This is a genomic window from Mesorhizobium sp. KR9-304, assembly GCF_040049215.1.
Classification (GTDB): domain Bacteria; phylum Pseudomonadota; class Alphaproteobacteria; order Rhizobiales; family Rhizobiaceae; genus Mesorhizobium_K.
In genome coordinates this window covers 56,425-80,887 of sequence record NZ_JBDZDN010000004.1, presented here as the reverse complement: position 1 = coordinate 80,887, position 24,463 = coordinate 56,425, and the positions used below count along the sequence as shown (strand labels likewise).

Here is a 24,463-nt window from a genome sequence, read left to right as displayed (position 1 = left end):
TGTTGGCTGCCGTGCCGTTTGCGCCGCCTCGATCAGGCCGGAACGCGCACGATGGCCCTCAGGCCACCCATCGGGCTGTCGTCCAGCGTGATGTCGCCGCCGTGGCTGCGGGCGACATCACGGGCGATGGCGAGGCCGAGGCCGGTGCCGCTGGCATCGAGGTTGCGGGCCTCGTCGAGGCGCACGAACGGCTTGAACACGTCTTCGCGGCTCGACGCCGGAATGCCGGGGCCGTCGTCGTCCACGATGACGGTCAGCGACCCCCGTGTATGGATTGCCTCGACCTTGACGTTCATCGCATAGCGCAGCGAATTGCCGATCACGTTGGCGAGCAGCCGGCTGAAGGCATTCGGCCGCACATGGATCGTCGGATCGCCGGTCAACGTGGTCGCCAGCGTGCGCCCGTGCAGCTTGGCCTCCTGGGCGAGCTTGTCGAAATAGGCTGCCAGGTCGAAGCGGCCGGGGTCTTCCGCGGCCTCTCCGCGCGCGAATTCGAGATAGCCTTCGAGCATCGACTGCATGTCGTCGATGTCGCGGTTGAGCGCTCCGACGTCACGCTTCGATCCGGATAGCGCGAGCTGCAGCTTGAAACGGGTCAGGATCGTGCGCAGGTCGTGGCTGACGCCGGTGAGCATCGCGGTACGCTGCTCGATCTGGCGTTCGATGCGTTCGCGCATCTGGATGAAGGCGAAACCCGCCCGCCGCACTTCTTCTGCGCCGCGCGGCCGGAAGTCGGGCGGCATCGGCCGGCCCTTGCCGAAACTTTCCGCCGCCTCGGCGAGCTTGAGAATGGGCTTGATCTGGTTGCGCAGAAAGGGGATCGCGATCATCAGAAGCACGAGCGACGTGCCCACCATCCACACCAGGAAGATGTGCGTGTTAGACGCATAGGCAAGGCTGCGCCGGATGAAGGCGCGCAGCACCTTATCATCGAGCTGGATGCGGACCTCTAGCACGTCGGAATCGCCCACGGTGTCGATCCAGAACGGGCGGTTGATCCGCCTGGTGATCTCGGCGGACAGAATCTGGTCAAGGATGGAGAAAAACGGCTTGCGGCCCGGCGGCGGCAGCGGATCGGGTGGCAGTATGTCGATCTTCATCGACAGCCGCTCCTGCGCGATCCGGATGACATTGGCGTAGTCGTCGTCGGCCGGGTAGGTCTCGATCATGTCGATGATAGCGGCAAGGTCGCGAGTCGTCGCGGTCGACAGGCGCTGCGTGACCGTCTGCCAGTGGCGCTCCATGAAGACGAGCGTCACGACCGACTGCAGAAGGATCATCGGCGTGATGACGATGAGCAGCGAGCGCGCATAGAGCCGCTTGGGCATATAGATGCCGACCAGCCGCCAAAAGCGATTCCAGTTCGAGGAGATGACGCCAAAGACGCGCCGGATGCGAGCGAGCGGACCGCTGTCCTGCTGCGGATCTTGTGCCTCGATCTCCGTTGTCGCCATTGCCCTTCCGTTTCGTCCATTGGACAGCCGTCGCTCTATTCTAGGGTACGCCGGCTGGTTCGGGAACCGTGCGCCTGCCTTTTGATTTCGGGCGGCTCTTTCTGACGGTATTGCCGGTGCCGGCCCGCACAATCCTGACCCTAGTGTCTTTCCGTCCAAATTGTGCGCAAATGCCGCCGATTCACCCGGGCGTCATTCAATCAAGTTTCGCGCATGTCATCCTTTCTCAGCTACGAACTGCCCGGCGTCTATCCGGCGCTCAGCATCCTGCTGACGCTGGGCGTCATGGCGCGGATCATGCTTCGGCCGAACCGTACCCCGGCTTCCCGGGTGGCCTGGCTGGTGGTCGTCGGCGCCGTGCCGCTGCTCGGCATCGTCGCCTACGTGCTGCTCGGCGAGGTGAACATAGGCAGGCGGCGGGTGGCGCGCGTGCGCGCGGCGCTTGCGCAGTTGCCAGCCTATGTCGGGGAGGGGAGCGATGACGTCGTTCCCGAGCGTTACCGGAACCTCTTTCGCCTTGGCCATTCGGTGAGCGGCTTCTGGCCGGTCGGCGGAAACACGGGGCGGCTGCTGGCGGATTCGAATGCCGCGATCGACGCGATGGTCGCCGACATCGATGCGGCGAAGGACCAGGTACATCTGCTCTTTTATATCTGGCTTGCCGACAACAACGGCTGCAAGGTGATCGAGGCGCTGAAGCGAGCTGCCGTGCGCGGCGTGACCTGCCGCGTCATGGTCGACGACATCGGCTCGCGGGCGCTGGTGCGCTCGCCCCACTGGCAGGCGATGAGCGACGTCGGCATCAAGGTGGCGAGCGGACTGGCCGTCGGCAACCCACTGCTCAGGGTGCTGACCAGCCGCATCGATCTCAGGAACCATCGCAAGATCGTCGTCATCGACGGCACGATCACCTATTGCGGCAGCCAGAACTGCGCGGATCCGGAGTTTCTGGTAAAGGCGCGCTATGCGCCCTGGGTCGACGCGATGGTGCGTTTCGAAGGACCGATCGCGCATCAGAACCAGTTGCTCTTCGCCGGCGACTGGACGGCAGGCGTCAGGGAGGACCTCAGCGACCTGCTGAGGCCACCGGCGGCGTTGCCCGATGCCACTGATATGCCGGCGCAAGTGATCGGCACCGGACCCACGGTGCGCTACTCGGCCATGCAGGAAGTCTTCCAGTCGCTGCTATTCGCCGCCCGGCGGGAGATTATCGTCACGACGCCCTACTACGTTCCGGACGACGCCCTGCAGACGGCGCTTTGCGCCAGCGCCTATCGTGGGGTCGACACCACAATCATCTTCCCGGCGCGCAATGATTCCTGGATCGTGGGTTGGGCGAGCCACAGCTACTACCCCGACCTGCTGGCGGCGGGCGTGAAGATCCACGAATATGTCGGCGGGCTGCTCCACACGAAATCGCTGACGGTCGACGGCGAGCTTCTTTTGATCGGCTCGGCGAACATGGATCGCCGCAGCCTTGAGCTGAATTACGAGAACAACATTCTCGTCTACGATCCCGAACTGACCGAGGCCATGCGCACGCGCCAGAAGGAATACCTTGCCATTTCCAGGCAGGTGACCCGGCAGGAGGTGGAAGGATGGTCGATGCCCCGCAAGCTGATCAACAACACCGTCGCCCTTGTCGGCCCGCTGTTCTGAGGCGGGTTACTCGATGCTCAGCCGGTAGCCGATGCCGCGCACCGTCTGCAGCCAGACGGGGTTGGACGGATCGCGCTCGATCTTGCGGCGCAGCCGGTTGATCTGGACGTCGATCGTGCGCTCGCCGACGTCGGATTCTCCGGCGACGAGTTCGTGGCGCGGGATGGTCTCTCCGGCGCGGCCGGCGAAGATCGCCAGGATCTCCTGCTCGCGGTCGGTGAGCTTCAGCGGCTCACCGCCGCGCTTCAACTCGCGGCGGGCGATCTGGAAAGTGTAGGGGCCGAAGACGAGCTGCTCCACCTTCGGCGTCGATGCCGGCCCGCCGCGGCGCAGGATGTTGTTGATGCGCAGGATCAACTCGCGCGGGTCGAAGGGTTTCGGCAGGTAATCGTCCGCGCCGGCCTCCAGGCCCGCGATGCGGCTGTCGGTTTCCGAAAGCGCCGTCAGCATCAGGATAGGCACGGTCTTCTGCGCACGCAGCGACTTGGTGAGGTCGACGCCGTTCTCGCCCGGCATCATCACGTCGATGATGAGAAGGTCGAAGTCGAGCCCTTCGAGTTTGCGACGCGCTTCGCCGGCGTTGCCGGCGACCGTCACTCGAAAACCGTTCTCGGTGAGGTATTGCTTCAGAAGGTTGCGGATGCGTGTGTCGTCGTCGACGACCAGGAGATGCGGCGCGTCGTCGCCCGGCGTTGCCGGGAGGTTCGTCCTGTCATTGGTCTCCATGGCTCTTTCCTGGGATTCTTCCTGCACTGTCGGCTGGCAGATCGTCGATCTGCGCCCTGAGTTCCGGGTTGACCATCGCCTTGAGGAACCGCTCTATCACTGACCGGTCCTCGGCGTTGGCTCCCTCCAATGCATCATGGATGCGGCGCGACTGTGGCCTTGCGAGGGCAAGCGCCAGGGCACGACCTTTCGCCGTCGGATAGAGTTCGCGCTGCCTGCGGTCGCGCGGCCCCTGGACTTGGATGATGTGGCCCGTGTCGATCAATTGCTTGAGCACGCGTGCGAGGCTTTGCTTGGTGATCTTCAGCACGTCGAGGAGCTCGGCGACAGTCAGGCCCGGCATCCGGTTGACGAAATGCAGAACACGGTGGTGGGCGCGACCGAAACCGTAGTCTGCAAGGATCTGGTCCGGGTCCGAGGTGAAGTCCCGATAGGCGAAAAAGAACAACTCGATGATCGAGAGGTCGATGCCGTCATCGCTTGTGATGGCTGTCCTGATGGGTTTTGTGGCGGCGCCTTCGGCCATTCGGGATCCTTGCCTGCCAAAAATATGTCAGCACTATTGACATAGTTTTAGCCCGATGATAATTTTTGCCAAGCTTTTCGGCGGATTGCGAACGAAAAGGCAAGCCCGGACCGCTTTTTCCGGAACTTCCTTCAATTTGCCTTCATGCCCCAATGCGCTTAGTTTTGGCCTTCGCATTTCGCAAATGCCCGGCCTGAATCGACAGATCAACGATAAAGTGGGCGCCGGCCCGCGGGAGGTTACCCCAATGACATCCGTTTCCTTCGACAAACTCGACGGGTTCATCTGGATGAACGGTGAATTTGTCAAATGGGCCGACGCCAAGATCCATGTGCTGACGCACGGCCTGCACTATGCCAGCGCAGTGTTCGAAGGCGAGCGCGCCTACGGCGGCGAGATCTTCAAGCTGACCGAGCATACCGAGCGGCTGCACGAATCCGCGCGCATCCTCGGCTTCAAGATACCCTACGGCGTTTCGGAGATCGACGACGCCTGCCGTACTCTCCTGCAGAAGCAGGGTTTTAAGGACGCCTATGTCCGCCCGATCGCTTGGCGCGGCAGCGAGCAGATGGGCGTCTCGGCGCAGAACAACCGCATCAACTGCGCGATCGCCATCTGGCAGTGGCCAAGCTATTTCGACCCCGCGCAGAAGCTGAAGGGGATACGCCTCGACATCGCCGAGTATCGCCGCCCCGATCCTAGGACGGCGCCGTCGAAGTCGAAGGCGGCCGGCCTCTACATGATCTGTACGATCTCCAAGCACGCGGCAGAGGCGAAGGGCTATGCCGACGCGCTGATGTACGACTGGCGCGGCCAGGTGGCGGAAGCCACCGGCGCCAATGTGTTCTTCGTCCAGGACGGCAAGATCCACACCCCGAAGCCAGACTGCTTCCTCGACGGTATTACTCGCCGCACCGCGATCGACCTCGCCAAGCGCCGCGGCATCGAAGTCGTCGAACGGGTGATCATGCCGGAAGAACTTGAAGGCTTCGAGCAGTGCTTCCTGACCGGCACGGCGGCCGAGGTGACGCCGGTCTCCGAGATCGGGCCGTACAAATTCACGGTCGGAAAGATCGCCGAGACTCTGATGAACGACTATTCGGCCGAAGTGCAGCCCAAGCACGCCATCGCCGCCGAGTAGGATATCTGCCTTCAACGTAGAGTGGAATGCAGGCGGCCATTGGCCGCCTGTTTGCATTGCGGCATCTCTATTTGACTTTCGTAGCAGTCGGCGTCTGATTGGCGGGCCGATTCGTACGAGGTCGGCTTCCTGGAGGGATCAAGTCATGGAAGCGCTTCTCCCAATCATAGTGCAGGTGATCACGGGTATTATCGGCGGCCAGGCTGTGGGCGCTGCATTGAAGCAGGCGGCGATGGGCCAGTTGCCCAAGATTCTCGCCGGCGCAGTCGGCGGCGTCGGCGGCGGCGCCATTCTCGGCAGCCTGCTGGGCGGTGCGACCGGTACCGACCCGGCCGCGGGCGGCGCGCTGGGCGGATTGCTCGGCGATGCGGTCGGTGGCGTTGGCGGTGGCGCGATCCTGACGGCGATCGTCGGCGCAGTCATGGGCGCGATGAAGAAGTAGGCCGGCGGGGCGACCCGGCTCACGACGGGCGGCCTCGCGCCGCCCGTTTTTATTTGGCTAGAGCGGCAATGGTTTGCCGTTTTGCTCAGCCACCATGTATGTGGCGTACCATTCAGGCCAGTTTTCGTCCCGTTGACCGCCGTTCCGCGCCTCGTGCTCGCCGTGGGCAATCGATGCGCGCCGCATCGCCGCCGCAAGATCCGCCTCGGAGGCGTAGTCGGTGGTGTTGGAGTCCACCCGGCCGGGAAACCGGCTGGTCACTTCCTGCAACAACCACTCGTTCCCGTCCGGGTCCTTGAAGGTTGCATACGAGAAGTAGCTGCGCCCCTGGGGGTCCCGGCCCTTGACTGCCGGCTTGCCGGGACCGTCGCGATGGAACACCTCGCTCACATCGACGCCACGGTTGGCGAGGTCCGCACGCGCCGGCTCAATGTCGGACACCACAAGGTATAGTCCCTGCGCGGAGCCGGGCGCGGCAGCAGTGACTCCTTTCCCGAAATGGATCGAGGACGGCGACCCCGGCGGCGTGAACTGGATGCCTCGAAATGCGTCGCCAACGACGAAGTCGGCGTCGAGCCGCCAGCCCAGACTGCCATAGAAACGCTTGGCGCGATCCACGTCCGAAACCGGGATGGCCACCACCTCCAGCTTGGCGACCACACCTTTTGCCGCCGGGGCAGCTGCACCGGCATGATCGCTACGCGCCTGAACATTGCTCATATCGACCTCCTCAGATTGGTTTTGCTGGTCAGTGACAGTGCGAAGTCCGAATGGGACTCGTCTCTACGCCCAGCAACCTGACGGTCGCGTCCGCTCGCCCGAACGTAGGCCAGCCGTCCGCGATGCGCCTACCGCTTCGCATAGGACGTAAAGACGAAATCGGTAGCCTCGGCCGCCTGATGGCACGAGGCACCGCATGTCGCATCGTTCCCCTGCACGTCCGTATTTGGCTTGAATGTGTCGGACACGGAATCGTAATCGAACTGCATGTAGCCCCAGCCGCCCGTATCCGCGAACCGCCCGTTGTCCTTCACCATGCAGCCGATCCCCGTCAGGGTGCCGGGTTCCTGAACGGGAAAAGGAGCCACCTCGTTCGCTTGCGGCAGCCACAACATCTTCATGATCTTGGAACCATCCGGGAACGGCTTGCCATTGTCGGCAATGCCGGCGAGGTACGCCGCGATCATTTCGGGGTTGGCGACGATCAGATTAAGTTTCTCGGGATCTTGCGGACGGCTGACCGAGACAGCCGCCCAATCCTCATATCCAGAGCATTCAGACAGGGCGAGCCCGCCTGGTACTGCCACGGAGTCCTTGTTCTTCGCGGCCAGGGCCATGCTGCCAGCAATTGCGGTCATGGCGATAATTCCCAGTAAGCCAAAAGCAGTCCTCCTCATGAGTCCTCCTCCTTCATTAAAAACGAAAAGTCAGTGGTCATCACGGGAGCGAGTCGGCACGGCGCCTATTCTGTAGTCGGGATCGTCTGGCCTTGCTGCACTGTCGTATGTCTGCAGGCATGCTCTTGGATGTTCTTCAGGAACACCAGGCTGACGACTTTACCTTACATCAACTTCGTGAAATCTGACAAGCCTGCCGCACTTGGTGCGGACGGCTGGGGCGGGCTCCGGTCCGTATCGGTCGTGCAGGCCATCCCTGTTTCGCCATACGATTTGTCTCTTCTTTCCGCTTTCGATCCGCTCTAGATCAGGGGCGAGAAGCGAAGGAGAATTCATGGGTCAACTCAATGCCCGTATCGTGCCCGTGACCCCGTTCCAGCAGAACTGCACGATCCTGTTCGACATGGACGACAAGACCGGCGTGGTCGTTGATCCCGGCGGCGACGTCGACCAGATTCTCGCAGCGCTAAAGGGGGATGGGATCGAGGCGACGGCGATCTGGCTGACGCACGGCCATATCGACCATGCCGGTGGGGCGATGGAACTGAAGGAAGCGCTTGGCGTGGAGATCATCGGTCCGCACGAGGCCGACAAGCCGCTGCTCGACAATATCGAGAACCAGGCAAAGCGCTTCGGCGTCGGAGGCGCGGTGCGCAATTGCGTACCTGATCGCTTCCTGACCGAGGGCGACATGGTGTCGTTCGGGGAGCATGTGTTCGAGGTGCTGCATTGCCCGGGCCATGCGCCGGGCCACGTCGTCTACTACAATCGCGCCGCGCAGTTCGCGCATGTCGGCGACGTGCTGTTCCGCGGCTCGATCGGGCGCACCGACCTGCCGGGCGGGAACCACGCCGCGCTGATCCGCTCGATCAAGGAGAAACTTCTGCCGCTCGGCGACGAGATAGGATTCATCTGCGGCCACGGGCCGGGCGGGCGGTTCGGCGAGGAACGCCGCAGCAATCCGTTCCTCGTCTGAAAGACGGCCGCTCGCGTCTGCTCAAGACAAGGCGCGGCGTGGGCCATCGGACCACGCCGCTTTGCCGTCATGCACGGACCGTCAGTTGGCGACGCAGAAATGCTCCTGGCCGTCATAGCCGACGAAGGTGCCGGACCGCGGATCGAAGCTGTGGTAGCGGCTGGAGCAATAGTCGTACCATCCGGCGCTCCACGGCTCCAGCCCGCCGGCATAGTCGTCGAGATAGACCGTCTCGGGGTAGTCGCGCACGGGACGTGGCCTGGGCTGGCGATAAGGGTTGGCGTAGACCGGCTCGGGCTGGGACGCCAGACCGACTACGAGCGCGCCGGCCGCAAGCCCGAGAATGCCGGCAACGGCGAGGTCGTTGCCGCCCGAACGATGGTAGTGCCGACCATGGTGACGCCACTCGCGGTCGCCCGCATTTGCGGCCGGCAGGGTGGCTAATGAGGTGGCTGCAACCGCAACGGACAACGTCGCGGTTCTGAAAAAGCGGTTCATCTTCGTCTCCTTCGTGCCGGCTCGCGTCAGCAAGCAGAGCCGGCCATTGCAAGGAGAATAGGGCGGCGAAAGTGAACGCCGCCTGAACGCGAACCGCATAGCGCCGACGCTCTTCAAAACGCCGGCAGCCAGGACGATTTCGCCCGCCCGGCACAACGCCGGATCAGAGCACGGTGAGATTGACCGCCTTCGGACCTTTGCCGCGCTTGTCCGGTTCCGTGTCGAAACTGACCTTCTGGCCGTCTTCCAAGCCTGGCAAGCCTGAAGCCTGCACGGCCGAAATATGGACGAATACGTCTTTCTCTCCGCCCTCCGGCGTGATGAAGCCGAAGCCCTTTGCGTGATTGAAGAACTTGACTGTGCCGGTCTGCGGCATGGGAAACTCCTCTATCCCATAACAATGCTTGCCAGGCGGACCCCTCATCCAACTTGGCTCGACACCTGCCGGAGGAGCGGAACAGGTTCTTCCGCATCGGGACTTTGCCGTCCACTTAAAGCGGTACGCCCGGAACCCCTTGTAGCCGGGCGCAATCCCCTATCGTTTCCGGGCCGGCAAATGCCCGAAGCTAAATTGTTCCTTTATTTTTAGGCCACGGGCAAGCGGAAACTTATTCCAGCCGCCGAGACTGAGCGGCGGCCCCCATCAGGGGACCGCGGCATTCGTTTGTTCTGCCGCTTCGCTGACCCTAGTTCTCGCAGAGCAGGAGCGGACCGAGCTTGACGCAGCCCGGGCGGTTCGAACCGCCGCCCTGATGCGGATTGTAGACCCTGATCCGGCAGCGTTCGCCGACGTGCTTGTGGTAAACGCTACGGCCATATTCGGGCAGATAGTGGCGGCGGACGTCACGGTGGCAGTCTCTCGGGCGATCGTCATATTCGTCTTCAGGTTCGACGATCACGACACGGCAGTTCGACTGCCGGTGGCGGTGCCAAACACGGCGATCGTATTCCGGCAGATAGTGCCGACGAACATCAGCATGACAGTCCACCTGGACCTTGGTGACGAGGCCGTCACCCTCGACGGTCGGCGTCCGTGGCATCGCTGCGGCGGTTCCGGCCATGACGCCTAACGCAAGCAACACCGCACAGACGGATCGGATCGGTTTCATTTCTTGCTCCCACGCTCCTTGAGAATCTAAATCACTGAAGGGTCGCCCGACACGAAAAGGGCACGGCATTTGATTGCCATGCCCCTGGAAACCAAGTCATGCCGCCAACGGCGGCACTACGTATCAGGCCGCGCGCAGGTTGACTGCCTTGGGGCCCTTACCCATGCGGTCCGGCTCGACGTCGAAAGTGACCTTCTGGCCGTCGACGAGCGTGCGCAGGCCGGAGGCCTCGATCGCCGAAATGTGGACGAACACGTCCTTGGCGCCGTCATCGGGCGTGATGAAGCCGAAGCCTTTGGTGGCGTTGAAAAACTTTACGGTACCGGTCTGGGCCATGGGAGAACTCCTTCACCCGTTGCTAGTCTGGTCCCTGGTCCGCCGCTTCGCTCGGCAGGCAGGTCCGGTGGTGTCTTGGCGGCCATGCATTCGCGCATGAATTGCCCCCCGCCAAAGCGGGGCCGTCAGATATTCACAGCTTCGGGGAAAGGGCCGATCAAACGTTCCAGTCTCCGGGTCAGCAAACGCCCGAACGGTTGAGTTTATCGCATGGAACCATAGTTCTGACAAGATGAGGGGGCAGCCGGCGGCGCCGAACTTCCGTCATTTCGGAATCCCCATGCTCCCGGGACCGAACGATCGCAGGATCGAGGGCGCTGGCGATGCGCTTTATGCAACGTTTTGCTTCGACTTCATTCCTGTCTGCGTCGGTATTCCGGTGTCGGACGCGAACTCCGTCTGCCGGACGGCGCGCGCAGGACGTTGGCAATGACGACAGGCGCGGGTTGAGGGTCTGGCGGTCGCTGCGGAGGGCGAATGCCTTCGTTTCGATGTCCGATCCGTCGCCAGGGTTGCAATCAGGCGGCGCCGCGTGAAGGATCGGCTGCAGGGGCAAGTTACAGGAGGAGAACCTTTCGATGCGCTTTGCTACCTTTCTGCGCGGACTTGCCGGTGCGCTTGCTGGTCTGGTCGTGCTCACGGCCTGCACCGTCGTCGAAGAGCCTGGGCCAGGACCTTGGCCAGGACCAGGACCGGGACCGGGATATTGCACCAGGGAATACGAACCGGTCTGCGCCCGCCGCTATGGCGAGCGGCGCACCTTCTCCAACGCCTGTCTCGCCGACCGCGCCGGCTACCAGGTCATCCGCCGTGGTGAATGCCGCACGGACGGTGGCGGGGGTGGTGGCGGCGACGAGCCGCGTTTCTGCACCAGGGAATATCGGCCGGTCTGCGCACGGCGGGACGGCCGCTTGCGTACCTTCGGTAACGCTTGCGAGGCGGACGCTGCCGGCTGGCGGGTGGTCGGCAACGGAGAGTGCTGAGCAGCGGACCACGATATGCCCGGCGGAGTCGCCGTCGGGCATATCGCCTAGAAGCTGTTCATTTCCCTGACCACGCGGATCTTGCAGCGGTCGCCTACATGGCGGTGCAGGACCAAAACGCCGCCGATGCGATGCCTGCGCACGTCCCGGTGGCAATCGCTCGGCTTCCTTCGCTCGTTACTGCGCTCGAATTCGGCGGCCGGGTCAGGCTTACTCGATGCTGGCGGCAGGCCGCTGCCGGCTGAGGCACCGGAGGCTGCAAGCGAGATGGCAAGGGCGAGGGCAATGGATTGCGGGCGCATTGGATTTCCGGACTTCGTGGTTTCGCAGATATATAGCGTCCAGCCACGCATGCGCCCGCCGAACCGGATTCGGTGGTTAATTTTCTGCGGCCAAGTAGGCTCGTGTCGCGTCTAAGCCTCGACGAAAGCTTCGAAGCCGCCGAAGATCATGCGCTTCCCGTCGAAGGGCATTTTGTCCATGTCGCCCTGCAAGCGCGGGTCCCCCATGACGAGCTTCGTGATGCGGTCGCGTTCCGAACGGGACTTGTAGGTAACCCAGGCAAAGATGACGACCTCGTCATCCTTGGCCTGCACGGCGCGCGGGAAGGACGTCAGCTCGCCATAAGGCACATCGTCGCCGGTTGCTTCGACATAGCTCAGAGCACCATGCTCCATCCAGACCTTGCTCGCCTTGCGCGCCAAGTCCTTGTATTCGCTGAGCCGGGCCTTGGGCACCGCGAGCAGGAAACCGTCGACATAGGTCATGATGTTTCTCCCGTGTTGAATACCCAAATGACGAACGAGCGGGCATCGTTGCGACACGGAGCTGCATTTTAGCCTGACAAAAGCGCCAGTTCTTCCGCTGTCAGGTGCCGCGCCTTACCCTTGGCGAGGTCGCCGAGTTCCAATCTGCCGATGGCGACGCGGATCAGGCGCAGCACCTCGACATCATGGGCTTCGAGCAGGCGGCGGATATGGCGGTTGCGTCCTTCGTCGAGAACGACCGCGAGCCATGTATTGCGTTGGCCGGCGCGGAGAGTTTCGATGGATCGCGCTTTCAGCGTTTCGCCGCCAACCGCCGCGCCGACGCGCAGCCTCGCCAGCATCGCATCGTCGGGCACGGCACCGATCTGCACGTGATAGAGCTTGTCAACGCCCGAGACAGGATCGAGCAGCCGTGACGCCCATTGCGTGTCGTTGGTCATCAGCAGCAGGCCCTCGCTCGCCTTGTCCAGCCGGCCGACCGGCGACACGAAGGGCACGTCGAGGCCGTCCAGACAGCCGTAAACCGTGCTGCGGTTCTGGGGGTCGTCGCGGGTTGTGACCAACCCGCGCGGCTTGTTGACCATCAGATAGACCTTGCGTTCGCCGATCACCCGCTTGCCGTCGACCGCGATGTGGTCGCGATCGGGGTCGACGCGCAGCGACGCGTCGCGGATCACCTTGCCGCCGACCGACACGCGTCCCTCGGCGATCAGTGCATCGGCCTGGGTACGCGAGCAGAAACCGAGCTTCGACAGCGCGCGGTTGATGCTTACTCCGGGCCCGGAAGGCCGTTTGGCCGACGGCACGTCGGGTTACCGGCCCGGACGGCCGGTCTTGCCAGTGCGCTTCTTCTGGCTGCCGGTGTCACGCGACTCTTCGTAGGAGCCGACACCTGCGCGAGCCCGTACGAGCGGTTTCGCGTCGTCCGAAGAGTCGCGATTTTTCGCGGCCTTCTCTGGCCTGCCGGCGATCTCCCCCACAAGGGGGGAGATCGGCTGTGGCTTGGCCGGCACTTTTCCTTCCACCGGCTTTTCGGTGCGGCGCACGGTCATCTCGTCGAGCGAGTTCTTGCGAAACAGTTTTGGCGCGTCGTCGGGTAGACCGAAGTCGGAGCCGTGGGCTTCAGCCGCGGTCTGCTTCCTGAACAGCGACCGCGACACCGCACCGGCCGGCGTCACGGAGTCCGTGCCCGGTCCCATGTCGTCGATCGACGGCTTGGCGAAGAGCGGTTTCTTGGCGGGCGTTGCGCCGTCGGCGCCCATCTCGTCGAGATCAGGTTTGCGGAAGAGGTTCGGCCGGGCGGCCTTCGCCGCGGCTTCGGCGTCGCGGGCCGCATCCATCTGGCGGAAACGCTCGCGTTCCTCGACGGTGCGATGCTTGGCCACGCCCTTGTTGTGCTTGCCCTTTTCGCGACCGCTGGAAGGGCTCTGCGCCTCAACGTCGCGCGCCAGCGGATCGTCCGAGACCAGCAGCTCCATTTCGGTCAGCCGCTTGATCTCGTCGCGCAGGCGGGCGGCCTCCTCGAAGTTGAGGTCGGTGGCGGCATCGCGCATCTTCTTCTGCAGATATTCGAGATGCGCCTTGAGGTTGTTGCCGACCATGTTGCCGTCGGCGGCGAAGTCGGAAATATCGGGGCGGACGTGGTCCTTCTCATAGACCGAGTCGAGAATGTCGGAGATGCGCGACTTGACGCTTTCCGGGGTGATGCCGTTCGCTTCGTTCCAGGCAAGCTGCTTTTCGCGGCGGCGATTGGTCTCGGCCATCGCCCGCTCCATCGAGCCGGTGATGTGGTCGGCATAGAGGACGACCTTGCCGTCGACATTGCGGGCGGCGCGGCCGATCGTCTGGATGAGCGAGGTCTCGGAGCGCAAAAAACCTTCCTTGTCGGCATCGAGGATGGCGACGAAACCGCACTCGGGAATGTCGAGGCCCTCGCGCAGCAGGTTGATGCCGACCAGGACGTCGAAGGCGCCAAGGCGCAGGTCTCGCAGGATCTCGATGCGCTCCAGCGTCTCGATGTCGGAATGCATATAGCGCACGCGCACGCCGTTTTCGTGGAGGTATTCGGTGAGATCCTCGGCCATGCGCTTGGTCAGCACGGTGACCAGCGTGCGGTAGCCGGCCTTGGTCGTGGCGCGGATCTCGCCGACCACGTCGTCAACCTGCGTCTTGGCCGGGCGCACCTCGACCGGTGGGTCGATCAGGCCGGTCGGGCGGATCACCTGCTCTGCGAAGACGCCGCCGGCCTGCTCCATTTCCCAGCCGCCGGGCGTTGCCGACACGGCGACCGAAAGCGGGCGCATTGCGTCCCACTCCTCGAAGCGCAGCGGACGGTTGTCCATGCAGGAAGGCAGGCGGAAGCCGTATTCGGCCAGCGTCGCCTTACGGCGGAAGTCGCCGCGGTACATGCCACCGATCTGCGGGATGGTGACGTGGCTTTCGTCAACGAAGACCAGCGCGTTATCGGGGATGTATTCGAACAGCGTCGGCGGCGGGTCGCCGGGGCGGCGGCCGGTGAGATAGCGCGAATAGTTCTCGATGCCGGCGCAGGAGCCGGTAGCCTCCAGCATCTCCAGGTCGAAACGCGTGCGCTGCTCCAGCCGCTGGGCTTCCAGGAGACGTCCAGCCTTTTCAAGCTCTTGCAGGCGGTGCTGTAGCTCTTCCTTGATCGACTTGATGGCCTGGTTCAGCGTCGGGCGCGGCGTGACATAGTGCGAGTTGGCGTAGATCTTGACCGACTTGAGGTCGCCCGTCTTCTGGCCGGTGAGCGGATCGAACTCGGTGATGCTCTCGATCTCGTCGCCGAACATCGAGATGCGCCAGGCGGAATCCTCAAGGTGGGCAGGAAAAATCTCGATCGTGTCGCCGCGCACGCGGAAGGAACCGCGCACGAAATTGATGTCCTGGCGCTTGTATTGCTGCGCCACGAGGTCGGCGAGCAGAGCACGCTGGTCAAGCCGGTCGCCGACCTGCATCTGGAAGGTCATCGCCGTATAGGTCTCGACCGAGCCGATACCGTAGATGCAGGAGACCGACGCCACGATGATGACGTCGTCGCGCTCCAGCAGCGAACGCGTCGCCGAGTGGCGCATGCGGTCGATCTGTTCGTTGATCGACGACTCCTTCTCGATGAAAGTGTCGGTGCGCGGAACGTAGGCCTCGGGCTGGTAGTAGTCGTAATAGGAGACGAAATACTCGACCGCGTTTTCCGGGAAGAATTTCTTGAACTCGGAATAGAGCTGGGCAGCGAGCGTCTTGTTGGGCGCGAGAATCAGCGCAGGGCGCTGCGTCTCCTCGATAACCTTGGCCATGGTGAAGGTCTTGCCGGAGCCGGTGACGCCGAGCAGCACCTGGGTACGGTCGTTCTCAGATATGCCGGAGACGAGGTCCTTGATCGCCTGCGGCTGGTCGCCGGCCGGCTCGAAGTCCGACACCATCTTGATGGCGACGCCGCCTTCGGACTTTTCCGGGCGGGCCGGGCGGTGCGGCACCCACAACTCGCCGTTCTTGTGCAGCGGATTGCCGCTCTCGATCAGCGCGGAAAGCGCGGCGACCGTGGCGGTGACGCCGGAATTGTCCAACGAACCGACATCTTCGAGCGAGATGTCGAGGCCGGCCACCGGGTTGAGGCCTGCGGCGGCGCGTTCCTTGGCCGTCGCCGCGCCGCCCATCGAGGTGCCGCGCGCGGTCCTGGTCGGCGCGGATGAGCGCTCGGGGATCTTTTTTGACGGCTTGGGCTTCGATTGCTTTTCGGCTTCCTTCTCGATCTGCTCGGCCCAGTCGGAGATCGAGCCAGCGAAGGGCGTGCCGGAAAACTCCGCCTGCGGCGCCTCGCCAAACCCCTTGCGCTCCAGCGGCTCGGAGGCGTCGAGATAATCCGTCATCGGATTGCCGCGCTTGCGATAGGGCATCGAGCCGTCCGCCGCCGGCGAATTCTTTTCGGGAGTTTTGGCCATGACCCGAATATGGGGCGAGTCAGGCGGAATGGGAAGTGCCGGTTGCGCGGCAGCAGGACGCCCAGATGGCATGCTGACAGGAGGGTGTCAGGAGGCGGACGGTCGTGAGGTCCGCCTTGCCAAGCGGAAACGAAACAGGTCAGGTCGGCCGTGTCGAATTTTCCGCTGTCCTACAAGCTTTCTTGGCTGCCGCGGTTGCTCACGCCGTCACTGGCAGGAGCCCCCGTCGATTTCGGGCCGATGGAGCAGCGATGGCGACAACCTGCCGCCGTCGCGAGGCTGGTTTTCCTCGGGGACATCTCGGCGGTGGCGAATCGCGAGCCGCCGGAGATTGACCCTGCGCTGAGGGGGGTCATAGCCGGGGCGGATCTGGTCATTGCCAATTGCGAGAGTCCTGTGGTCGAGCGCCCGGTGTTTCCACTGGCGACGAGGCTTGGGACCCGCCACGCGATGACGCCCACATTCCTCGACCGGGTGCTGGCCGTAGCCGGGATCGAGCCAGCGCAGCTGGTGCTGTCGCTTGCGAACAACCATGCGCTCGACCAGGGCGCGTCGGGTTTCGACGAGACGTTGTCCGTGTTGAAAGCGCGCGGCATCAGGACGATTGGCACGGCCGCCGATGGTCTGGTGCGAAACGTCAAGGCCGGGCCGCTGACGATCGGCCTGCTCGCCTTCACGCAATGGCGCAATGCCGGCAAGGCTGAGTTCGCCGGGCGCGTGACGATGGCGGATGGCATCGGCGGGTGGCGCAAGAACGCGAACGCTGCCGATCTGTTGTGCGCCGTACCGCACTGGGACTTCGAGTTCCGACATTTTCCACAAGCACTAACCCGCGCGCTCGCCAGCAAACTTGCCAGGAAGGGGTTTGGGCTGATCGTCGGGGGTCATGCCCATGTCATCCAACCGGTCGAAGCGATCGGGCGGACGCTGGTCGCCTACGGACTCGGCGATTTTCTCGGCACCGTGCTGCCGCGCCAGCCTTGGCCCTTGCGGCTCGGCGCGATCCTGTCGATCGAGGTCAGCGCGGACGAGGGGACGCGAGGCGAACTCGCGGCGTATCGGGTCGTGCCGTTCGCGCGGGAGAGCCACGGGCGACACGAGAGGCTGCTGCCCATCGAGGCGGCTAAGGGCCGCGCCGCGGAGAATGCCAGGGCGCGGCTGGGCGTGGTGTTCAAAGGCTGAAGGGCCCGCAGGATCGAGGCGAGCGACGCTCAGACAGAGTAGGCGCCGGGATTTCTCCCAGCGCCTCCCTGTCAGACCAGAACCTTGCGCTTGCGCGCCGCCCGAAAGCAGCAGGCCGCGCCGGTCTTTGTCGTGACGGTCTCGACAAAGCGCTTCCCGAAGGCTTCGCATCTGCCGGACCTACGCCTGCTTCTCCCGAAGGGTCCGCTGACGTGCCATCGAAAGTCTTTCCCGGCCTTTCATGGCAGCATCGGTCCGCCGTGGCGTTTGCACGCTTCCCGCGGTCCCCCGTCCGTCGACTGGCGCGCGCGAGCAAGCCCGCCGCCTTCCCGCCCCGGTCTCGGGGTTCCCCAGGTGGTTCCCTTCACTTCCGCTTCGCCTTGCGGCGCTGTTTCGGTGTCGGGCCTGAGATGACCTGACCTTAGGCCCGCGAAGGGGTGGAGGGAATAGCCGCCAGCCTGTGGAAAACGGGATTAACGGGGACCAGCCGACTAAAAACACGACCGCTTGCCGCCGACGCGAAACTGCAACAGGGTGCCCGGGGGAGGACAGCGATGAAGGTGGGCGTGATCTTGAATCCGGTCGCTGGCGGCGGCAGGCTGAAGCGCCACTGGCTGGATATCGGTGTGGCGCTGAAGGCCGCATTCGGCGATTTCGACCTGCGCGAGACACAAGCCGCAGGCGACGGCTCGACGCTGGCGATGGACCTCGCCGCCAATGGCTGCGGGCTGGTGATCGCGGCGGGCGGCGACGGGACGCTGAGCGAGGTCGCCGACGGCCTGATAAAGGGAGCCGCCGAGGGGAACAGGGCCGCGCTCGGCATATTGCCCTGCGGCACGGGCGCGGACTTCGCCAGAGGGGTCGGCCTGGAAGGCAATTTCGCGACCACCATCCGCCGCATGGCAGCCTCGAAAGGGCGGGCGATCGATGCGGGCAGGGTTTCCTACATCGACGATCACGGCGCACTGGCCAGCCGCCATTTCATCAACATCGCAAGCCTTGGCGTCTCGGGCGCCGTCGCGCGTGCGGTCAACGCGGACGAGCGGAAGGGACGCGTTTCGGCGAAGGCGCTGTTCTACTGGCGCACGGTGGCCGAGTTCATCCGCTACCGCTTCCAGACTGTGCGGATCACCGTCGACAACGGCGAGCCGATCGAGGCGAGTGTCGGGCTGGTCGCGGCGGCGAACGGGCGTTTCTTCGGCGGCGGTATGATGGTCGCGCCGGACGCGGAACTCGACGATGGACAGTTCGACATCGTCATACTGCGCGCGGCCGGCAAGCTGGGGCTGGTCCGGGACATGAGGCTGCTCTACGGCGGCCGGCACCGTAACCACCACGCGATCACTATCCTGCGCGGCAAAAGGGTCACAGTGGAACCCCTCGGCAACGCCGACCTGCTGGTGGAGGCCGATGGCGAATCGCCGGGACGAATACCGGCGACGTTCGAGATTCTGCCGGGGGCGATCATGCTCAGGGATTGAATCAAGTGATTGTGAGTTTGATTCCGATTGCCGGCTTACGCTGTTGATTTGAATGATATTCTCATGCTTCCAGCTTGGCCGGAAAGCCGGGCGCGCGCAGGTCCGTTCCGGTCGCATCCTCCAGCAGCTTGACGATCATGGTCGACCAGGCTCCGCCGCCGTACGCCGCCTTGCCCTCCTGAAAGATGGCGTTGACGCGTGTGGCGAGATCAAGCGGCGCGCCGAACTCATCGCCCATGGCGAGCGCGAAGCCGAGATCCTTCAGCGCAAGGTCCATGGTGAAGCCGATGTCATAGGAGCCGTTGAGCACCAGCTGGCTTTCGGTCTCGTGGACGAAGCTGGTGCCCGAGGAAGCGGCGATGGCGTGGTAGGCCTGGGCGAGGTCGAGCCCGCCGCGTCTGGCCAGCATCAATGCCTCGCCAGCAGCGACGAGGTGGATGAAGGCCAGCATGTTGGTGATGACCTTTATCACCGCCGCCGAGCCGACCGGCCCCATCAGGAAGGAACGCGCGCACATCGCCTCGATCGCCGCGCGGTGGCGTTCGTAGAGCGCAGGGTCGCCGCCGACCAGCGCGGTGATCTTTCCCACGGCCGCGAGATGGACGCCGCCGGTGACGGGGCACTCCAGCGTGTCGACGCCCTTCTCCAAAGCGAGAGCCGCGAGGCGCACGATTTCGTCGCGGCCGTTGGTCGACATTTCGATCCAGGTGCCGCCGACGGGCATCCCGGCGAGCAGACCCTCGGGGCCGGCCAGCACCGCCTCGCTGACGGCGGGGGAGGGAAGGCAGGTGATGGCGTTGCCGGCGCGGGCGGCTGCTTCGGCTGGACTGGCGGCGGCGGTGGCGCCAAGGGCGACAAGACGTGCAACGGCGGCCCTATCGCGATCGTGGACGGTGACGGCAAAACCGTTGCGCAACAGCGATGCGGCGAGGTGGCCGCCGAGATGGCCGAGGCCGATGAAGGCGTAGCTAACGGGCTGGCGCATGTATCAAGAACTCTCGCGGACGAACTCGCAACCAAACTTGACATTGTAGGCCAGGAAATCGCCTTCGGGCGATATCACCAAGCCGGTAATGTTAGCGCGCTGGAATGTATCTTCTTGAGCTTTGTCATCGACTCCCAAGGTTACCGTTAACCCGCCAGCGACTTCGCTGATTTCCTTGTAGTCATATTCGACGACCTGCCCAAAACAGGTGATCTCTCCTCCATCGATAATGAGGATCGATCCGTTGTCCACCTCGACCCAACGCCCCTGCATCTCGTCCGGCAGAGGTGCGTTCCGATCTAGTCGTGTCATCCCTGTCCGTCCCTCTCGATCGCTCACGGGAACAGCGGGTCCTGCGCCATCTGAAGGTGCAGGTCCTTGCCGGTGTAGGGGTGTGCGTCGCAGACCGCCTCGTCAAGCTCTACGCCGAGGCCGGGTTCCTTCGATGGGATGACGTTGCCGTCTTGCCACTCGATCTTCTTCTTCAGGAGCTTCTCATGGAAGCCGTCCCACTGCTTGAGCGACTCGAGGATCAGGAAGTTCGGCAGCGTCACGGCAAGCTGGATGTTGGCCGCGCCGACGATCGGCCCGCAATAACAGTGCGGCGCGATCTGGATGTGGTAGGCCTCGGCCATCGCTGCGATCTTCTTGGTCTCGAGAATGCCGCCGGAGCGGCCGAGATCGGGCTGCAGGATGGTCGCGGCGCGTTGCTCGATGACGCGGGCAAACTCGAACTTCGTGGTCAGCCGCTCGCCGGTGGCGATCGGGATCGATGTGCCGCGCGCGACCTCAGCCATCACCTCCGGCATATCCGGCGGCACCGGCTCCTCGAACCAGAGCGGGTCGAATGGTTCGATTGCTTTCGCCATGCGCAGCGCGCCGGACGCAGTGAACTGGCCGTGCGTGCCGAACAGGATATCGGCCTTGTTACCGACCGCCTCGCGGATCGCCTTCACCATGCGGGCGGAAAGGTCGATGTCGTGAAGGCGCGGCTGATGGCCGTCGAAGGCCGTGTAGGGGCCGGCCGGATCGAGCTTCACCGCGGTAAAGCCTTGCTCGACGTAGAGCGTGGCGCATTCGGCCGCAAGATCGGGATCGTTGTAGACGTTCCTTGGGCCGACATCCTCGGTGTGGACGCTGCCGGTGTGCGGGTAGAGGTAGGTGTAGGTGCGCAGCTTCTCATGCACCTGGCCGCCGAGCAGCTTGTAGACCGGCTTGTTCGCTTCCTTGCCGATGATGTCCCAGCAGGCGATCTCCAGCGCCGAGAAACAGCCCATGCCGGACACATCCGGGCGCTGTGTGAAGCCCGACGAGTAGCAGCGGCGGAAGAAGGTCTCGATGTCGTGCGGATCGTGGCCGATGAAATAGCGCTCGGCCATGTCCTCGATCATCCTGGCAGTGACATGGGCGGAGAAGGTGGCGTTGTAGGCCTCGCCGTACCCGACGACATTGGAGTCGGTGGTGAGTTTGACGAAGATGAAATATTTGCCGCCGATGCCGGGTGGCGGATTGCCGACGACCCAGGTCTTCACGTCGGTGATTTTCATTTCTGGTCCTCCAGAACCATTTCTGCGCCCTTCCAGCCAGTCATGATAGAGGCGGCGTTGGTGTTGCCGGAAATGTTGTCCGGGAATATCGACGCGTCGATGACGCGCAGGCTGTCGACGCCGTGGACGCGAAGGCGCGGGTCGACGACGGACTGCGACGGGTCGGGTCCCATGCGGCAGGTCGAGACTGGGTGGTAGACCGTACCGGAGCGTCTGCGAAAATCCTGGATCAGGTCTTCGTCGGAGGCGATCGAAGGACCGGGCAGGACTTCCTCCTCGATGATCTCGGCCAGCGCCGGCTGGGCGGCGATCCTGCGCACGAACTTCACCGCGGCGAGCATCTCGGCGACGTCGCTCTCCGTCGCATAGGCGTTGGCGACGATGCTGGGATAGTCGCGCGGGTTCGCCGAGCGGACCATGATCTCGCCGCGGCTCGACGGGCGACAGTTGGAAAGGCCAACGGAAAAACCGGGCCACGGATCGGGAGTGAGGATCGGCCGCTCGCCGTTCTTGGGAATGACGGTCGAGAAGGCCTGGAAGTAGAGCTGCATGTTCGGCCGCGTCATTGCGGGATCGGTGCGGAAGAAGCCGCCGGCGGCGTTCATCGACAAAGACAGTGGGCCGCTGCGCAGCAGGATGTACTGCATCCCGACGGTCAGCTTCCCCCACCAGGGACGCAGGATCTGGTTGAGAGTGGGAAGACGGCCCTTGAATGTGTAGTTGATGCCGACGTGATCCTGCAGATTGGCGCCGACATTGGGGTTGGCGTGGACGACGGGGATGTCGAGGTTTTTAAGGAGGGGCGCGGGGCCTACGCCGGAAAGCTGGAGGAGTTGCGGCGCGTTGATCGAGCCTGCCGAGACGATGACCTCGCGGCCGGCGCGGACCGCCTCGATCCGGCCGCGCTGCTCGTATTCGACGCCGACCGCCCGGCTGCCCTCGAACAGGATCTTCGTCGCCAGCGCATTCGTTTCGACGCGGACGTTCGGGCGCTTCATTGCCGGGCGCAGGAAGGCGCGCGCGGCCGACATGCGGCGGCCGCCCCTGGCGTTAATCTGGTAGACCCCGACGCCCTCCTGCGTTGCGCCGTTGAAGTCCGGATTGATCGGCAGGCCAGCCTGCTCGGCGGCTTCGAGATAACGCTTGGTCAGCGGGTGCACCTTGTCTCGGCAATCGGCAATGCTGACAGGCCCGCCCACGCCCCGCCATTCGTCCGCGCCGCACTCGTTGTCCTCAATCGCCTTGAAGACCGGCAGCACGTCGGCATAGGACCAGCCGGGGTTGCCGGCGGCGGCCCAGGCATCGAAATCCTCGCGTTGGCCCCTGATCCAGACCATCGCATTGATCGAACTCGAACCGCCGAGGATCTTTCCACGCGGCCAATGGTCGGTGTTGCCCGCCAGCCCGGCGTCGGGCTCGGTGCGATAGTTCCAGTTGACGGCGGGATCGAAGAAGGTCTTGCCGTAGCCGAGCGGCATCTGGACGAAGAAGCGCATATCGCTGCCGCCGGCCTCCAGCACCAGCACGGAGAAGCGGCCGCTCGCCGACAGCCGCTCGGCGACGACAGAGCCGGCGGAGCCGGAGCCGACGACGATGAAATCATAGGTGTGCATGCGGCGGCTCTCGGATGGAAGCTTGCCGAAGCTAGTCCCGCGGCCGTCGCCGCGTCATGCGCCGTTCCGGCATGGCCTGTGGAAAATGCGACCGAAGAAGGCCAGGCCGAGCCCTTGGAATATGGGCAAGTCTGCGGCATGAGGTGCGGATCAGGTTCAGCGAGGATGACGCAGGTGACCGACAACGAAGCCCGACCGATCGGGCAACTGACGTTGAGGACTTTGGCCATGCCGGCTGACACGAACGCTGCCGGCGACATATTCGGCGGCTGGGTCATGGCGCAGATGGATCTCGCTTGCGGCATCCGCGCCGCCGAGCGCGCACGCGGCCGCGTGGTGACCGCCGCGGTCAAGGAAATGTCCTTCGCGGCGCCGATGAAGGTCGGAGATACGCTCAGCATCTACACGGACGTGGCGCGGGTCGGGCGTACCTCGATGACGCTCAAGGTCGAGGCCTGGGCGCAACGCTACCTGACGCATGTCATGGAGAAAGTCACGCACGCTGAGTTCATCATGGTGGCGCTCGACGGCGAGGGCAAGCCGAGCCCGGTGCCTGACGAATAGCCATTATTTCGCGGCAATTCCGGCCATTGCCGCGTCAAATCTCGCGCGGGCGGCGTTGACGCGCCCGGTGTTCTTGCGCGCCCAATCGCCAAGCGCGGTGACCGGCTTGAGCAGTTCGCAGCCGAGTTCGGTCAGCTCGTAGTCCACGCGCGGCGGGATGGTCGGGAAGACGGTGCGGGTGACGAAGCCATCGCGTTCGAGCCCGCGTAGAGTCGTCGTCAGCATCTTCTGCGATATGCCTCCGACGGCCGAGCGCAGTTCGTTGAAGCGCAGGGGCCCGTCGCCGAGCTTGCCGACAACCAGCACCGTCCACTTGTCGCCGACGCGCTGGAGGATATCGCTGACTGCGCGACAATCCTCGGTGCGGTGCACGTGCCTTGGTTTCAAAAAAGTGCCTCCTTGTGGGGCCTCTTGTCAGTATCCTATGTATTTCAGGTATCCACCAGATACTAGGGCTTCATAGGAGACTGATATGTCCAAACCCAAGATCGGCGTGATCGTCGGCTCGACACGCGCCACCCGTTTCGCCGACAAGCCGGCGGAATGGATCGCCAACATAGCAAAAGCACGCGGCGATTTCGATATCGAGGTCGTCGACCTGCGCGACTACCCGATGCCTTTCTTCGACGAGGCTGCTTCGTCGCTCTGGGCGCCGTCGAAGAACGAGGTCGCGCTGCGCTGGCAGAAGAAGGTCGCCGAGTTCGACGGCTTCATCGTGATCGCTGCGGAATACAATCGCGGGCCGACCGCGGTGCTGAAAAACGCGCTCGACTACGCCTACACCGAATGGAATCGGAAGCCGATCACCTTCGTGGGGTATGGCGGCGTCGGCGGCGCGCGCGCGATCGAGCAGCTGCGCCTGCATGCGGTCGAGCTGCAGATGGCGCCCAGCCGCTACGCCGTCCACATCGTGTGGGGCGACTTCATCCAGATCCTGCAGCAGGGCAAGAAGATCGAGGAATTCGAGCATCTGAACCAGGCGGCGGCAACCGCGCTCAACGACCTTGCCTGGTGGGCGAACGTGTTGAAGAAGGCGCGCGCCGACGAGCTCCAGACTGAGCAAGTCGCAGCGTAGGCCCGATCCACCCCCGGACGGCAGCGAGGGGTGGCGAAAGCTGCCC

27 protein-coding genes are annotated in these 24,463 nt (G+C 63.9%); 9 read left to right on the top strand and 18 right to left on the bottom strand.

The window, feature by feature from the left end:
• Positions 1-32: 32 nt before the first annotated feature.
• Positions 33-1,328, bottom strand: coding sequence for an ATP-binding protein (locus tag ABLE71_RS19955; RefSeq protein WP_348785581.1), 1,296 nt, complete (start codon positions 1,326-1,328; stop codon positions 33-35).
• 339 nt (positions 1,329-1,667) lie between these two features.
• Here ABLE71_RS19955 and cls point away from each other — a divergent pair, with 339 nt between their 5' ends.
• Positions 1,668-3,113, top strand: coding sequence for a cardiolipin synthase (gene cls, locus ABLE71_RS19950; RefSeq protein ID WP_348785234.1), 1,446 nt, complete (start codon positions 1,668-1,670; stop codon positions 3,111-3,113).
• Positions 3,114-3,119: 6 nt separating this feature from the next.
• On the opposite strand, the gene ABLE71_RS19945 is transcribed toward cls, so the two are convergent.
• Entirely contained in the window at positions 3,120-3,839 is a 720-nt protein-coding gene (locus ABLE71_RS19945; RefSeq protein WP_348785233.1) for a response regulator transcription factor, read from the bottom strand.
• Positions 3,826-4,365, bottom strand: coding sequence for a MarR family transcriptional regulator (locus tag ABLE71_RS19940; protein ID WP_348785232.1), 540 nt, complete (start codon positions 4,363-4,365; stop codon positions 3,826-3,828). Before ABLE71_RS19940 ends, ABLE71_RS19945 begins: the two co-directional genes overlap by 14 nt.
• A gap of 247 nt (positions 4,366-4,612) precedes the next feature.
• Here ABLE71_RS19940 and ABLE71_RS19935 point away from each other — a divergent pair, with 247 nt between their 5' ends.
• Together ABLE71_RS19935 and ABLE71_RS19930 are read left to right on the top strand one after the other, a co-directional pair.
• On the top strand, positions 4,613-5,506 hold the full coding sequence (locus ABLE71_RS19935; protein ID WP_348785231.1) for a branched-chain amino acid aminotransferase: 894 nt from the start codon (positions 4,613-4,615) through the stop codon (positions 5,504-5,506).
• A 145-nt stretch (positions 5,507-5,651) separates the two neighbouring features.
• Positions 5,652-5,948: a hypothetical protein gene (locus tag ABLE71_RS19930; RefSeq protein WP_348785230.1), complete on the top strand. Its 297-nt coding sequence runs from the start codon at positions 5,652-5,654 to the stop codon at positions 5,946-5,948.
• A gap of 57 nt (positions 5,949-6,005) precedes the next feature.
• Here ABLE71_RS19930 and ABLE71_RS19925 read toward each other — a convergent pair whose 3' ends face one another.
• Together ABLE71_RS19925 and ABLE71_RS19920 are read right to left on the bottom strand one after the other, a co-directional pair.
• Positions 6,006-6,668, bottom strand: coding sequence for a VOC family protein (locus ABLE71_RS19925; protein ID WP_348785229.1), 663 nt, complete (start codon positions 6,666-6,668; stop codon positions 6,006-6,008).
• Between the two features lie 128 nt (positions 6,669-6,796).
• Entirely contained in the window at positions 6,797-7,306 is a 510-nt protein-coding gene (locus ABLE71_RS19920; protein WP_348785228.1) for a cytochrome P460 family protein, read from the bottom strand.
• A gap of 373 nt (positions 7,307-7,679) precedes the next feature.
• On the opposite strand from ABLE71_RS19920, the gene ABLE71_RS19915 reads away from it, so the two are divergent.
• Positions 7,680-8,321, top strand: a complete 642-nt coding sequence (locus ABLE71_RS19915) for an MBL fold metallo-hydrolase (RefSeq protein ID WP_348785227.1) — start codon at positions 7,680-7,682, stop codon at positions 8,319-8,321.
• A gap of 81 nt (positions 8,322-8,402) precedes the next feature.
• On the opposite strand, the gene ABLE71_RS19910 is transcribed toward ABLE71_RS19915, so the two are convergent.
• The 4 genes from ABLE71_RS19910 to ABLE71_RS19895 form a co-directional block, all read right to left on the bottom strand.
• Positions 8,403-8,819: a BA14K family protein gene (locus tag ABLE71_RS19910; protein WP_348785226.1), complete on the bottom strand. Its 417-nt coding sequence runs from the start codon at positions 8,817-8,819 to the stop codon at positions 8,403-8,405.
• Positions 8,820-8,982: 163 nt separating this feature from the next.
• Positions 8,983-9,195, bottom strand: a complete 213-nt coding sequence (locus ABLE71_RS19905) for a cold-shock protein (protein WP_121581102.1) — start codon at positions 9,193-9,195, stop codon at positions 8,983-8,985.
• Between the two features lie 310 nt (positions 9,196-9,505).
• Positions 9,506-9,928, bottom strand: coding sequence for a hypothetical protein (locus ABLE71_RS19900; RefSeq protein WP_348785225.1), 423 nt, complete (start codon positions 9,926-9,928; stop codon positions 9,506-9,508).
• A gap of 123 nt (positions 9,929-10,051) precedes the next feature.
• Positions 10,052-10,264, bottom strand: coding sequence for a cold-shock protein (locus ABLE71_RS19895; RefSeq protein ID WP_348785224.1), 213 nt, complete (start codon positions 10,262-10,264; stop codon positions 10,052-10,054).
• A gap of 578 nt (positions 10,265-10,842) precedes the next feature.
• Between ABLE71_RS19895 and ABLE71_RS19890 the strand changes: the two genes are divergently transcribed.
• Positions 10,843-11,247 carry a Kazal-type serine protease inhibitor domain-containing protein gene (locus ABLE71_RS19890; RefSeq protein ID WP_348785223.1) on the top strand — a complete coding sequence of 135 codons (405 nt, stop codon included), beginning with the start codon at positions 10,843-10,845 and terminating at the stop codon, positions 11,245-11,247.
• Positions 11,248-11,294: 47 nt separating this feature from the next.
• On the opposite strand, the gene ABLE71_RS19885 is transcribed toward ABLE71_RS19890, so the two are convergent.
• The 4 genes from ABLE71_RS19885 to uvrB form a co-directional block, all read right to left on the bottom strand.
• Positions 11,295-11,549 (bottom strand): hypothetical protein, encoded by a 255-nt coding sequence (locus ABLE71_RS19885; RefSeq protein WP_348785222.1) that lies wholly within the window; start codon positions 11,547-11,549, stop codon positions 11,295-11,297.
• 111 nt (positions 11,550-11,660) lie between these two features.
• On the bottom strand, positions 11,661-12,014 hold the full coding sequence (locus ABLE71_RS19880) for a DUF1428 family protein (protein WP_348785221.1): 354 nt from the start codon (positions 12,012-12,014) through the stop codon (positions 11,661-11,663).
• 68 nt (positions 12,015-12,082) lie between these two features.
• Positions 12,083-12,820: a pseudouridine synthase gene (locus ABLE71_RS19875; protein ID WP_348785220.1), complete on the bottom strand. Its 738-nt coding sequence runs from the start codon at positions 12,818-12,820 to the stop codon at positions 12,083-12,085.
• Between the two features lie 6 nt (positions 12,821-12,826).
• Positions 12,827-15,970 (bottom strand): excinuclease ABC subunit UvrB, encoded by a 3,144-nt coding sequence (uvrB, locus tag ABLE71_RS19870; protein WP_348785219.1) that lies wholly within the window; start codon positions 15,968-15,970, stop codon positions 12,827-12,829.
• Between the two features lie 150 nt (positions 15,971-16,120).
• Between uvrB and ABLE71_RS19865 the strand changes: the two genes are divergently transcribed.
• Both ABLE71_RS19865 and ABLE71_RS19860 read left to right on the top strand, forming a co-directional pair.
• Entirely contained in the window at positions 16,121-17,152 is a 1,032-nt protein-coding gene (locus ABLE71_RS19865) for a CapA family protein (protein ID WP_348785218.1), read from the top strand.
• Between the two features lie 554 nt (positions 17,153-17,706).
• Positions 17,707-18,633, top strand: coding sequence for a diacylglycerol kinase family protein (locus tag ABLE71_RS19860; protein ID WP_348785217.1), 927 nt, complete (start codon positions 17,707-17,709; stop codon positions 18,631-18,633).
• A gap of 61 nt (positions 18,634-18,694) precedes the next feature.
• Here ABLE71_RS19860 and ABLE71_RS19855 read toward each other — a convergent pair whose 3' ends face one another.
• From ABLE71_RS19855 to ABLE71_RS19840, 4 genes are read right to left on the bottom strand one after another with little or no spacing between them, the layout of a single operon-like run.
• Positions 18,695-19,618: an NAD(P)-dependent oxidoreductase gene (locus ABLE71_RS19855; protein WP_348785216.1), complete on the bottom strand. Its 924-nt coding sequence runs from the start codon at positions 19,616-19,618 to the stop codon at positions 18,695-18,697.
• Positions 19,619-19,621: 3 nt separating this feature from the next.
• A complete protein-coding gene (locus ABLE71_RS19850; RefSeq protein ID WP_348785215.1) occupies positions 19,622-19,930 on the bottom strand; it encodes a hypothetical protein in 309 nt (102 codons plus the stop codon).
• A 23-nt stretch (positions 19,931-19,953) separates the two neighbouring features.
• Positions 19,954-21,165: a mandelate racemase/muconate lactonizing enzyme family protein gene (locus ABLE71_RS19845; RefSeq protein WP_348785214.1), complete on the bottom strand. Its 1,212-nt coding sequence runs from the start codon at positions 21,163-21,165 to the stop codon at positions 19,954-19,956.
• A complete protein-coding gene (locus tag ABLE71_RS19840; RefSeq protein ID WP_348785213.1) occupies positions 21,162-22,778 on the bottom strand; it encodes a GMC family oxidoreductase N-terminal domain-containing protein in 1,617 nt (538 codons plus the stop codon). Before ABLE71_RS19840 ends, ABLE71_RS19845 begins: the two co-directional genes overlap by 4 nt.
• Before the next feature lie 165 nt (positions 22,779-22,943).
• Here ABLE71_RS19840 and ABLE71_RS19835 point away from each other — a divergent pair, with 165 nt between their 5' ends.
• Entirely contained in the window at positions 22,944-23,342 is a 399-nt protein-coding gene (locus tag ABLE71_RS19835; protein WP_348785212.1) for an acyl-CoA thioesterase, read from the top strand.
• Between the two features lie 3 nt (positions 23,343-23,345).
• Here the strand turns inward: ABLE71_RS19835 and ABLE71_RS19830 are convergent, their stop codons facing one another.
• Complete coding sequence (locus ABLE71_RS19830) at positions 23,346-23,729, bottom strand: helix-turn-helix domain-containing protein (RefSeq protein WP_348785211.1); 384 nt, start codon at positions 23,727-23,729, stop codon at positions 23,346-23,348.
• Positions 23,730-23,814: 85 nt separating this feature from the next.
• On the opposite strand from ABLE71_RS19830, the gene ABLE71_RS19825 reads away from it, so the two are divergent.
• Positions 23,815-24,417, top strand: coding sequence for an NADPH-dependent FMN reductase (locus ABLE71_RS19825; RefSeq protein WP_348785210.1), 603 nt, complete (start codon positions 23,815-23,817; stop codon positions 24,415-24,417).
• Positions 24,418-24,463 lie beyond the last annotated feature (46 nt).

Bases quoted from the DNA above. Each gene is read 5' to 3' on its own strand.
- uvrB (WP_348785219.1), bottom strand. From the start codon at position 15,970: ATGGCCAAAACTCCCGAAAAGAATTCGCCGGCGGCGGACGGCTCGATG.
- ABLE71_RS19855 (WP_348785216.1), bottom strand. From the start codon at position 19,618: ATGCGCCAGCCCGTTAGCTACGCCTTCATCGGCCTCGGCCATCTCGGC.
- ABLE71_RS19905 (WP_121581102.1), bottom strand. From the start codon at position 9,195: ATGCCGCAGACCGGCACAGTCAAGTTCTTCAATCACGCAAAGGGCTTC.
- ABLE71_RS19850 (WP_348785215.1), bottom strand. From the start codon at position 19,930: ATGACACGACTAGATCGGAACGCACCTCTGCCGGACGAGATGCAGGGG.
- ABLE71_RS19890 (WP_348785223.1), top strand. From the start codon at position 10,843: ATGCGCTTTGCTACCTTTCTGCGCGGACTTGCCGGTGCGCTTGCTGGT.
- ABLE71_RS19940 (WP_348785232.1), bottom strand. From the start codon at position 4,365: ATGGCCGAAGGCGCCGCCACAAAACCCATCAGGACAGCCATCACAAGC.
- ABLE71_RS19915 (WP_348785227.1), top strand. From the start codon at position 7,680: ATGGGTCAACTCAATGCCCGTATCGTGCCCGTGACCCCGTTCCAGCAG.
- ABLE71_RS19885 (WP_348785222.1), bottom strand. From the start codon at position 11,549: ATGCGCCCGCAATCCATTGCCCTCGCCCTTGCCATCTCGCTTGCAGCC.
- ABLE71_RS19895 (WP_348785224.1), bottom strand. From the start codon at position 10,264: ATGGCCCAGACCGGTACCGTAAAGTTTTTCAACGCCACCAAAGGCTTC.
- ABLE71_RS19880 (WP_348785221.1), bottom strand. From the start codon at position 12,014: ATGACCTATGTCGACGGTTTCCTGCTCGCGGTGCCCAAGGCCCGGCTC.
- ABLE71_RS19835 (WP_348785212.1), top strand. From the start codon at position 22,944: ATGACGCAGGTGACCGACAACGAAGCCCGACCGATCGGGCAACTGACG.
- ABLE71_RS19920 (WP_348785228.1), bottom strand. From the start codon at position 7,306: ATGACCGCAATTGCTGGCAGCATGGCCCTGGCCGCGAAGAACAAGGAC.
- ABLE71_RS19945 (WP_348785233.1), bottom strand. From the start codon at position 3,839: ATGGAGACCAATGACAGGACGAACCTCCCGGCAACGCCGGGCGACGAC.
- ABLE71_RS19845 (WP_348785214.1), bottom strand. From the start codon at position 21,165: ATGAAAATCACCGACGTGAAGACCTGGGTCGTCGGCAATCCGCCACCC.
- ABLE71_RS19840 (WP_348785213.1), bottom strand. From the start codon at position 22,778: ATGCACACCTATGATTTCATCGTCGTCGGCTCCGGCTCCGCCGGCTCT.
- ABLE71_RS19860 (WP_348785217.1), top strand. From the start codon at position 17,707: ATGAAGGTGGGCGTGATCTTGAATCCGGTCGCTGGCGGCGGCAGGCTG.
- ABLE71_RS19930 (WP_348785230.1), top strand. From the start codon at position 5,652: ATGGAAGCGCTTCTCCCAATCATAGTGCAGGTGATCACGGGTATTATC.
- ABLE71_RS19900 (WP_348785225.1), bottom strand. From the start codon at position 9,928: ATGAAACCGATCCGATCCGTCTGTGCGGTGTTGCTTGCGTTAGGCGTC.
- ABLE71_RS19825 (WP_348785210.1), top strand. From the start codon at position 23,815: ATGTCCAAACCCAAGATCGGCGTGATCGTCGGCTCGACACGCGCCACC.
- ABLE71_RS19935 (WP_348785231.1), top strand. From the start codon at position 4,613: ATGACATCCGTTTCCTTCGACAAACTCGACGGGTTCATCTGGATGAAC.
- ABLE71_RS19910 (WP_348785226.1), bottom strand. From the start codon at position 8,819: ATGAACCGCTTTTTCAGAACCGCGACGTTGTCCGTTGCGGTTGCAGCC.
- cls (WP_348785234.1), top strand. From the start codon at position 1,668: ATGTCATCCTTTCTCAGCTACGAACTGCCCGGCGTCTATCCGGCGCTC.
- ABLE71_RS19955 (WP_348785581.1), bottom strand. From the start codon at position 1,328: ATGCCCAAGCGGCTCTATGCGCGCTCGCTGCTCATCGTCATCACGCCG.
- ABLE71_RS19925 (WP_348785229.1), bottom strand. From the start codon at position 6,668: ATGAGCAATGTTCAGGCGCGTAGCGATCATGCCGGTGCAGCTGCCCCG.